9 protein-coding genes are annotated in these 9,366 nt (G+C 74.0%); 4 read left to right on the top strand and 5 right to left on the bottom strand.

Annotation, left to right across the window (positions count from 1 at the left end):
• Together C1I98_RS40740 and C1I98_RS40735 are read right to left on the bottom strand one after the other, a co-directional pair.
• Positions 1–188 (bottom strand): hypothetical protein (locus C1I98_RS40740; RefSeq protein ID WP_146607700.1); only part of this gene is annotated, 188 nt, incomplete at its 3' end.
• A 251-nt stretch (positions 189–439) separates the two neighbouring features.
• Positions 440–703: a hypothetical protein gene (locus C1I98_RS40735; protein WP_146607699.1), complete on the bottom strand. Its 264-nt coding sequence runs from the start codon at positions 701–703 to the stop codon at positions 440–442.
• Between the two features lie 82 nt (positions 704–785).
• Between C1I98_RS40735 and C1I98_RS29620 the strand changes: the two genes are divergently transcribed.
• The 4 genes from C1I98_RS29620 to C1I98_RS29605 all read left to right on the top strand — a co-directional run bounded on the left by C1I98_RS29620 (position 786) and on the right by C1I98_RS29605 (position 6,572).
• On the top strand, positions 786–1,571 hold the full coding sequence (locus C1I98_RS29620) for a hypothetical protein (RefSeq protein WP_146607698.1): 786 nt from the start codon (positions 786–788) through the stop codon (positions 1,569–1,571).
• Between the two features lie 129 nt (positions 1,572–1,700).
• A complete protein-coding gene (locus C1I98_RS29615; protein WP_111170687.1) occupies positions 1,701–2,219 on the top strand; it encodes a hypothetical protein in 519 nt (172 codons plus the stop codon).
• A 142-nt stretch (positions 2,220–2,361) separates the two neighbouring features.
• Positions 2,362–2,760 carry a DUF3224 domain-containing protein gene (locus C1I98_RS29610; RefSeq protein ID WP_111170686.1) on the top strand — a complete coding sequence of 133 codons (399 nt, stop codon included), beginning with the start codon at positions 2,362–2,364 and terminating at the stop codon, positions 2,758–2,760.
• A 446-nt stretch (positions 2,761–3,206) separates the two neighbouring features.
• The gene (locus C1I98_RS29605) at positions 3,207–6,572 is read left to right on the top strand and encodes a SpoIIE family protein phosphatase (RefSeq protein ID WP_111170685.1); all 3,366 of its coding nucleotides are present in this window, start codon (positions 3,207–3,209) and stop codon (positions 6,570–6,572) included.
• Between the two features lie 208 nt (positions 6,573–6,780).
• Here C1I98_RS29605 and C1I98_RS29600 read toward each other — a convergent pair whose 3' ends face one another.
• From C1I98_RS29600 to C1I98_RS29590, 3 genes are all read right to left on the bottom strand, one after another.
• Positions 6,781–7,794, bottom strand: coding sequence for an NAD(P)/FAD-dependent oxidoreductase (locus C1I98_RS29600; protein WP_111170684.1), 1,014 nt, complete (start codon positions 7,792–7,794; stop codon positions 6,781–6,783).
• Positions 7,791–8,318, bottom strand: a complete 528-nt coding sequence (locus C1I98_RS29595) for an isoprenylcysteine carboxyl methyltransferase family protein (RefSeq protein WP_111170683.1) — start codon at positions 8,316–8,318, stop codon at positions 7,791–7,793. Before C1I98_RS29595 ends, C1I98_RS29600 begins: the two co-directional genes overlap by 4 nt.
• A 21-nt stretch (positions 8,319–8,339) precedes the next feature.
• Positions 8,340–9,366: type III polyketide synthase (locus C1I98_RS29590; RefSeq protein WP_111170682.1), on the bottom strand; the 1,027-nt coding region annotated here is incomplete at its 5' end.

Genomic DNA, 9,366 nt, shown 5'->3' with positions numbered 1-9,366 from the left:
ACTCCGCGCAGCAGCAGATCCCGGCCGATCCCGGCCCGCAGGACCCCGGTCAGGGAAGTCCCCGGCCGCCCGGCGTTCCTCCTGCGGCTCCGGAGGACTCCGCGCAGCAGCAGATCCCGGCCGATCCCGGCCCGCAGGACCCGGCGGGCGAACCGGGCGACTCCCAGCAGCCCGCGCACTCCGGGCACGAACCCATGATCCGGCCCGCCACTCCCGGACAGACCACCTCTCCCGCCCGGCCGGCCGAGTTCACGCCTCCCATGCGGCCAGAGGAGTTCGGCAGGCCCGGCCTGGTCGGCCGGTCCGGCCGTTCCGCGCTACCCGCGCGCCTCGCCCGGCCGGACGCCGGCATGGCGAACCCGAATCCGCCGCAGGACGCGGCAGAGCCCGGCAGGGCGGCCAAGAGGCGGCAGAAGACGCACTCCGGCAGGCCCGCCCATCATGACCTGCCCGAGTGGGCGGTCCGGCCCGGCCGCTCCGATCGTCCGGGCAGGGACGAGACGAGCGCGCCGCCCGCCCGCCACGATCGCCCGAACAGGGGCCCGGTGAGCATGCCGGGCCGCCCCGATCGTACGGGCAGGGATGAGGCCGCTGTGCCGAGCCGTCCGGGCAGGGGGCCGGTGAGCATGCCGGGTCGTCCGGATCGTGCGGACAGGGACCAGGTCGGGATGCCGGGCCGGTCGGACAGGGGGTCCGTGGGCATGCCCGGGCGTGCCGACAGATCGGACAGATCGGACAGATCGGACAGGGGGCAGGGCGTCGAGCGGGGGCATGCGGAACGTGGCGTGTCGCCGGGGCGTACGGATCGGGCAGGGAAGGAGCGGGAGCGCGCCGACCGGATGGCGGCCCCGGCCGGGCCCGGGCGTCCCGATGTGCCGCCCGCGCGGCCCGTACGCCCCGCGCTGCCCCAGGAAAGGCCGCTGCACCCCATCCATCCCGCGGTGCCGCCGACGGGTGACCGGTACCCCGTGGTGCCGCACCGCGGCCACACCCACCCCACCGTGCCGCAGCAGGACATCAAACCCGGAGGGACGCTGGCGCCCGCGATGCCCGGGGCGGCGATCCACCACACCGCCTACGCCACCGCCCGGCTGGCCTCCGACTGGCGTACCTGGCGGTTCCTGCCGGCCAAGGCGCTGGACCGCAGGTACCCGGCGGGCCGCTGGACCGTCACCGCGACCGCGCACGGCGCGGGCGGCGAGGAGGTCACCGCGCGCACCTCGTTCTGGCTGCGCAGGGAGACCCGGCTGACCTCCGCCGAGGCGGTGCCGGCGGGCGGCGGCCGGGCCGGCAAGGTCCGGGTGCGGGGCGTGCTCACCCGGGTCGACCCCAAGGGCCTGCTCGACTACGCGCCCTTCCCCGAGCAGGAGGTCGTGATCGAGTTCAGGCGTCCGGACGGCGTGCAGTGGACCCGCCTCGCCATCGTGACGACCGACCGCCGGGGCCGTTTCGCCCGTACCGTCTCAGCCCCCTCGGCCTCGGCCGGGACCGGGCGGTGGCGGGTCAGGTACACCGGGAGCGGGCGTTATGCCGGGAAGATCGCTGATCTGAGGAGCTCGCCGCAAAGATAGGCAAGCCCGCAGATCCGTCGTGACGAAATCGTGATCATCGCCCGTACAACATCCGAGATGGCTTACCCGTCCCTGGTTACAGGTATGCATCCTGAGGCATGCCTTTTCCATTGGGGAGAGGAAGTCACCATGTTGCGACGTACCGTAGCGGTCACCGTCGCGGCGGCGGCCCTGGGAGCCTTCGGGCTCGCCACGGCCGCCCCCGCGGCGGCCGACAACCCGGTCGACGTCGGGCAGACGCAGTTGTCGTTCGACGCCGGCCCTGAGCCCATCCACAAGGGGCGCACCCTGCACCTCCGCGGCAAGCTCAAGGTCGAGTGCAGCGACGACTACGTCGACGGCCTCACATATGTGATCCGCTCCGACTCCTGCGATGACCAGGAGCGGTGGCACCGGCCCGGCTGGAGAGACATCGACATCCTCTTCCAGCCGAAGGGTTCGTACAGGTGGCACCACGTGGAGTCGGTGAGGACGCGCGGCGACGGCTCGTTCTCGACCGCCGTCCGGGCCCGCTGGTCCGGGACGTGGCGCGCGGTCTTCGACGGGGCGCGGCACCTCACTCCCGCCGAGGCCAGCGACTACGTCAAGGTCTACGGCGGGAACCGCTATGACGGTGACCCCGTCCGGCCGGGCGGCTCCGGCCGATAACCGGCAGTAGTCGACTGGCCGTCATCGGCCACGGGACGCCCGGCTCTTTGGAGCCGGGCGTTCCGCCTTTTCACCAAGCCGGGGGACGTTCGCCGCGCTTACCTGACGGCATCTGACAGGTACGGCGGGCAGCATCCCTCCCATGGTGAGCGCGAGCGGCGTATTCAACGTCGACACATGGGACGAGGACAAGTACGACCAGCGCGAGGGGGCCAAGCTCGCCCACGTCCGCGTGGGCAAGACCTTCCAGGGGGACCTTGAGGGCACGAGCACGACCGACATCGTCACGGTGGTGTCCGGCGACGACGCCCCGCTGGCCTACTCCGGCATCGAGCGTTTCACCGGCGCGGCGTCCGGCCGTCAGGGTTCGTTCGTCCTCCAGCACACCGCCACGGCCGGACCGGGCGGCGAGGGCGAACTGGTCTGGCGGATCGTGACCGGCACCGGCACCGGCGAACTGACCGGCATCCGCGGCGAGGGGCGGATCGACATCGCCCCGGACGGCACGCACTCCTACGTCCTCGAATACGAACTGGGCTGAGCCGTCCGGGAAGAATGGCCCGGCGTTCGGGGGAGAAATCCCTTTCCCCGGGGATTTGCCAGTGGAATGTGTAAATTGACCAGATCTATGGTCGGGCGACATGCCCGTCCTCGCCGGGACCGTCCCGAGCGAAACTTCCATCCAACCATGCTCGTACGTCCAAGGGATTACGCGCCGGGGGATCTTCTCAGGCCCGGCGGCTGCGGGGGCGGCGTACGCGGGCGCAGGGGCCGGGTTCTCTAGAGAACTCCCTGGTGGATGAGGTTGTCGGTATTCAGGCGATAAACCCCGCAAAGGGGTTGATCGTGGATTGTTGCGGAATAGTAGGCAGGGGGAAATCCGCGGGATTGATTTTCTCACGCCCGGACGTAGTCGGAGGGGCCGATGCTAATGTCTTCTCGTCGCAATTCGGCTTTTCGATCCCTACGCGAGACAAGGCTCGTGGGATGCCAGCAAGATCAGTCTCCGGTCGCGCCCGGGCAGAGAGCGTGCCGTACCTCGCCCTGTTCGCCGGACCCGGCGAGACCGCCCGGGCGCTGCGCGCGATCGACTGGGCGGCGACGCCCCTGGGCGAGCCCGGCGACTGGCCCGAAGGGCTGCGGACGGGGCTTTCCATCGGCCTGGGCTCGGCCGTGCCGATGGCGGTCCTGTGGGGCCGCGAGCTCCGCCAGATCCACAACGACGCCTGCCTGCCCCTGCTCGGCCCGGCGCGGGCGGCGGGCGCGCTGCTGCGGCCCGCCGCCGAGTGCTGGTCGCCGGTGTGGGCGGCGCTGGGCCCGCTCGCCGAGCGGGTGATGCGCGACGGTGCGGCGGGCAGGATCTGCGGCCAGGTCCTCCGTGTGCCGTCCCTCGCCGATCAGGGGCTCGACGGCGAGCGGGTCTACACGATCTGCTGCGCGCCGCTGCCGGGCCGTGAGGGCCGGACCGGCGGTGTGCTCTGCACCTTCCACGACACCACCGGCGCCCCGCCGTACACCGAGGCGGGCCCCCTGGCGCCGCGCCCGCGAAGCGCCCCGGCCGACCCGCCCGCCGTCATGCGCGACGAGCGGGTCCTGCTGGTCGTCGACGACTCCGAGATGCGCGACTACCTGGAGCGCATTCTCGGCGAGCACTGGACGACCCGCTCGGTGACCTGCGGCAGAGAGGCGATCGATTTCATCAGGACGGAGAGGTTCGGCATGGTGCTGGCCGACTCCGACGCGCCCCAGAGCGACGGCGTCGATCTGGTCGGCGAGATCCGCGCCGACCCCGCGACCGAGCCGCTGCCCGTGGTGCTGCTCTCGGCCCGCCCGGGCGAGGAGGCGGCCGGCGGCCTGCGCACCGGGGCCGACGACTACCTGATCAAACCCTTCTCCGGCGCCGAGCTGGTGGCCAGGGTCGGCGCCCACCTGATCATGGGGCGGCTCCGCCGCACCCGTGAGATCCGTCTGTCGCCCGGAGAGGAGGGGTTCCGGGCGCTCGCCGACGCCGCGCCCGCGCTGGTGTGGGCCGCCGACGCCGCCAGGCGTTGCGAGTTCGTCAATCGCGCGTGGTGCGAGTACACCGGGCGCGCCGCCGAGCAGGAGGTCGGCCACGGCTGGATGGACGGCGTGCATCCCGGCGACCTGCCGCTGATCTCCGGCACGACGCACGACGAGTACGCCCGGCGCGGGCCGTTCGACCTCGAATACCGGCTCCGCCGCGCCGACGGCTCCTACGGCTGGCTCGCGGTCCGCGGCGTGCCGAGAGTGGACCGCGACGGCCGGTTCGCCGGGTTCGTTGGGGCCTGTGTGGACATCACCCGGCGCAAACGGCACCAGGAGCGCCTGGGCGTTCTCGCCGAGATCACCACGGGGCTCGACGCCACCGATGCGCTGAGCGACCGGCTGACCAGGGCGGGCGCGATTTTGACCACCCGGTTCGCCGAGCAGTGCACCGTCGAGGTGAGCGGTCCCGACTCCCGCACCTGGCGGCTCATGCACGCCAGGGCGGACGCGGGCGAGCCGGAGGTGCGGGTGCCGGCCGAGACGCTGGAGCGCTGGCTGGAGGCGGGCGCGCAGCCGTGCCCCACGCCCGGCGCGCCCGGTTCCTGCCCGGACACCCCGAACACCATCGTCAGCCCCATCACCGTCCACGGCCGCGTCCTCGGCGCGCTCACCCTCGTCGGCGGCGACGGCCGCGCGCCCTACGACGGCGAGGACCGCATGATCGCCGCCGAGCTGGCCCGGCGGCTGGCCCTGCACCTGGACTACGCGCGGCTGCTCCACGTCGAGCGCCTGGCCCGCCGCACGGTCGAGTCCGCCGCGGCGCGCAGCGCCCGGTTGCAGGAGATCACCGCGAGCCTGTCCCGGGCGCTCACCGTGGAGCAGGTGGCGAGCGCGGTCGCCGCCCATGCCAAGGCGGTGCTCGACGCCGACGCGGTGGTGGTCATGCCCACCGCGGGCCGTTCGCTGACCACGGTGGCGGTGGCGGCGGCCGGGGATGAGGCGTGGGCCGCCGAACTGGCCCACGCCGCCGACCACCCACTGGCGCGGGCGATGTGCGACCGCACGCCGCGCTGGACGGCGGGCGGCGCGGCGGGGCTCGCCTCGCTGCCGCTCGCGGTGGGCACCCAGGTGGTCGGCGGCCTCGCCGTACGGCTGGCCGAGCCGCGTGAGTTCACCGCCGAGGAGCAGGAGGAGCTGACCGCCATCGCCGGCCTCGGCGCGTACGCGCTGCAGCGGGCCGACCGCTTCGACACCGAGCACCGGATGGCCGCCACCCTCCAGCGCAGCCTGCTGCCCGACCGACTGCCCAGCGTGCCGGGGCTCACCACCTGGGCCAAGTACCTCACGGCCAGCGCCGAGGTGACCATCGGCGGCGACTGGTACGACCTGGTCCCGCTGGAGGACGACCGGGTCGCGGTGGTGATCGGCGACGTGTCCGGCAACGGGGTGACCGCGGCCTCCATCATGGGGCAGATGCGCAGCACCCTGTCCGCCTACCTCCTGGAGGGCCACGATCCCGCCACGGCGCTGGCCAAGACCGCGCGGGTGGCCGAACGGCTCGGCCCCGAGCTGATGACCACCGTCTGCTGCGGTGTCCTGCACCTTTCCAGCGGCCGGTTCGACTACGCCAACGCGGGTCATCCGCCGCCGCTGGTGCGCTTCCCGGACGGGCGGGTCCGGGCGTTGCGCAGCGCCGTCGCGCCGCCGCTCGGCGTGGGCGGGCCGGACGACTACGGCCTTTTCACCGAGACACTGCCGCCCGGCTCGGTCCTCGTCATGTACACCGACGGGCTGGTCGAGCGCCGGGGCGAGCCGATCGACCTCGGGATGCGCCGCCTGTCCGCCCGGCTGTCCACCGCGCCCTCCTCGCTGGACGGCCTGGGGGAGCGGCTGATCTCGCTGGTCGGGCCGCCGGGCAGTGACGACACGGCGGTGCTGCTGATCCGCACCAGCGGCTCGCCGCTCGATCTGGAGCTGGAGGTGCCCGCCGCGCGTGGCGACCTGGGCGACCTGCGTCACCGCCTGTCGCGCTGGTTGCGGGTGGCGCACCTGTCCAGGCTGGAGGAGTACGAGTTCCTGCTGGCGTGCAGCGAGGCGGTGGCCAACGCGGCCGAGCACGGCCACCGGTTCGGCGACGGGGCGATCTCGGTCAGCGGGCAGATCAGCGCCAGTCTGGTGACGATCAAGGTAAGAGACGGCGGCGGGTGGCGCGACCCGCGGCCGTCCGACCGGGGCAGGGGCCTCGCGCTGATGCGCGCGGTGATGGACTCGGTGAGCATCGACCAGACCGGCGAAGGCACGACCGTGCGGATGCGCCGCCGCTTACGAGGCAAGGAGCCGGCGTGACCTCGGCGAGATTCGTCATCCGCAGCTCCGCAGGCCACGCCGAGCCGGCGGTCCACGACGGCCTCTCCGCCGCCCGCGCCTACCTCGACGATCACGCCACGACCTGAGCCCCGGGCGACCGGCCCGTCCGAGCCCGGTCACCGGCGAGACGCTGGACGCGGTGCTCGACCGGTTCGCCGACGGCGACGGCGTGGGGTGGTGTTGCCGGTCAGGCGAGGAGGTTGACCGCGGTGCGGAAGACGGCGGGGAGGCGCTGAGCCGTCGGGACGATGGCCCCGGCTCCGCCGGGCACGCGGGTGGCCCACAGCAGGCCCTCGGTGAGCAGCCGGTGCCGTCGCGACAGCCGCCGCCACGCCGCCTCGTACGCCTGCGGACGGCCGGCCAGCAGGCAGCCGACCAGCGCCCGCGCCGACAGCACCGCGAGTGAGACGCCCTCCCCGGTGAGCGCGTCCGTGTAGCCTGCGGCGTCTCCGACCAGCAGCACCCGCCCCGCCACCCGGGCGCGGGCCCGCCGCCGCAACGGACCTGCCCCGCGCACCTTGCCGTCCGGCGGTCCGGACAGGCGGGCGCGCAGCGCCGGGAATCGGGCCAGGTGCTCGTCGAAGGTCAGGCGTTGCGAGCTGAGCACGGCCACGCCGACCAGGCCGTCACCGACCGGGGTCACGTACGCCTCGCCGCCCGGCGCCCAGTTCACCTCGACGAAGTCGGTCCAGGGGGCGACGCGGTAGTGGCGGCGCAGGCCGTACCTGCGGGGCCGGGTGTCCGGGACGTCCAGCCCGAGCGCGGCGCGCAGCGGCGAGCGCAGGCCGTCGGCGGCGACGAGCCACCGGCAGCTCATCCCGCCCGCGTGGACGCCCGTGTGGTCCTGGCTCAGCCGGTCGATCCGGCCGCGGACGATCCGCACCCCGAGTTCTTCGGCCCGCCGGTGCAGGACGGCGTGCAGCGCGGTACGCCGTACGCCCAGGCCGGGGCCTTCGTCGAAGTCGGCCTGCGCCCGGTGGGCGGGCGTCAGGTAGCGGATGCCGCGCAGCGGCCTGCCCTGCGGGAAGACGCCCATCGCGCGCAGCGCGGCGAGGCCGGTCGGCATCAGCCCCTCACCGCACGCCTTGTCCACCGGCGCGTCCCTCGGCTCGACCACCACGGCCTCCATCCCGGCCAGCGCCGCGTGGACGGCGGTGGCCAGGCCCGCCGGGCCGCCACCGGCGACCAGCACGTCGATCACGGCCCGGCGGGCGCCGAAGCGGCGGTCAGCGCGGCCTCCTCACCGCGGATCCGCACGGCCATCAGAACCGCGTTGAGCGCGGTGAAGGCCACCGCGGTGACCCATGCGCCGTGGACCAGCGGCAGCGCCGCCCCCTCCACGGCCACCGCGACGTAGTTGGGGTGGCGCAGGTACCGGTACGGCCCGCCGGCGACCAGCGGCAGCCCCGGGATCACCACCACCTGGGTGTTCCAGCGCCGCCCGAGCGTGGCCACGCACCACCAGCGCAGTCCCTGCGCGGCGATGACCAGCGCGAGCATCGGCCAGCCCAGCGCGGGCGCGAACGACCGCCCGGCCAGCGCCACCTCCAGCGGGCAGGCCACCAGCAGCCCGGTGTGCAGGGCCACCATCCACGGATAGTGGCCCCGCCCGCTGACCACCCCGCCGCGAGCCAGGCTCCAGCGCAGGTTACGGCGGGCGACCACCAGCTCGGCGAGGCGTTCGGCCCCGACGAGCAGGATCAGGACGAAGTACCCGGTCGGCATGGCACGACCCTATGCCCTCGATCACCAGCGCAGCAGGACCAACTCGGCGCAGAATCCGGGACCCATCGCGATGAGCAGCCCGGCGGTGCCGGGCGGGGGCGGCGGGCGCAGCCGCAGCGTGTCGTGCAGCACGTGCAGCACGGACGCCGAGGAGAGGTTGCCGATGGCGGCGAGCGATCGCCAGGTCACCTCCAGCGCGCCGGGCGGCAGGCGCAGGGTCTCCGCGACGGCCTCCAGCACCTTGGGGCCGCCGGGATGGCACACCCACGCGGTGATGTCGGCGGCGGTCAGGCCGTGGTCGGCCAGAAAGCCGTGTACGTCTTCGGCGAGATAGGCGCGCACGACGTCGGGGACGCTCGCGTCGAGAACCACGCGAAAGCCGGTGTCGCGCACGTCCCAGCCCATCACGCCGCCGGAGTCGGGGTAGAGCCGGCTGCGGGTGGCGACGATCTGCGGGCCCTGCCCGCGCCCGCCCGCGGCCTGGTCGCCGCGGACCACCACGGCGGCGGCCCCGTCGCCGAACAGCGCGCCGGCGACGAGGTTGGCCACCGAGGCGTCCTCGCGTTGGACGGTGAGCGAGCACAGCTCCACGGAGAGCAGCACGGCCACATCGCCGGGGTGGCCGAGGAGGTAGTCGTGCAGCCGGGCCAGGCCCGCCGCGCCGGCCACGCAGCCCAGGCCGAACACCGGGATCCGCTTGAGGTCGGGGCGCATGCCGAGCCGGACGGCCAGGCGGGCGTCCACGGACGGGGCGGCGATGCCGGTCACCGAGGTGAACATGATCAGGTCCACGTCGCGGGGGGTGAGGCCGGCCGCGGTGAGCGCGGCGTCGATCGCCTCGGCCCCGAGGTCCACCGCGGTGTCGATGAAGACCGAGTTGGCCGCGCCGAAGCCGTCCAGCTTGGCGTAGCGCTCCAGGGGCAGGGCGAGGTTGCGGTGCTCGACCTGGGCGCTCGCGTGCAGGCGGCGCAGCAGCCGGCGGTCGGCGCCCACCGGCAGGCACAGGCCGGCGAAGGCGTCGGTGATCTCGTCCTGTGGCTGTCTCTTA

The organism is Spongiactinospora gelatinilytica (assembly GCF_003236385.1).
In the GTDB taxonomy this organism is placed as follows: domain Bacteria; phylum Actinomycetota; class Actinomycetes; order Streptosporangiales; family Streptosporangiaceae; genus Spongiactinospora; species Spongiactinospora gelatinilytica.
This window is presented reverse-complemented; position numbering and strand designations above follow the sequence as displayed.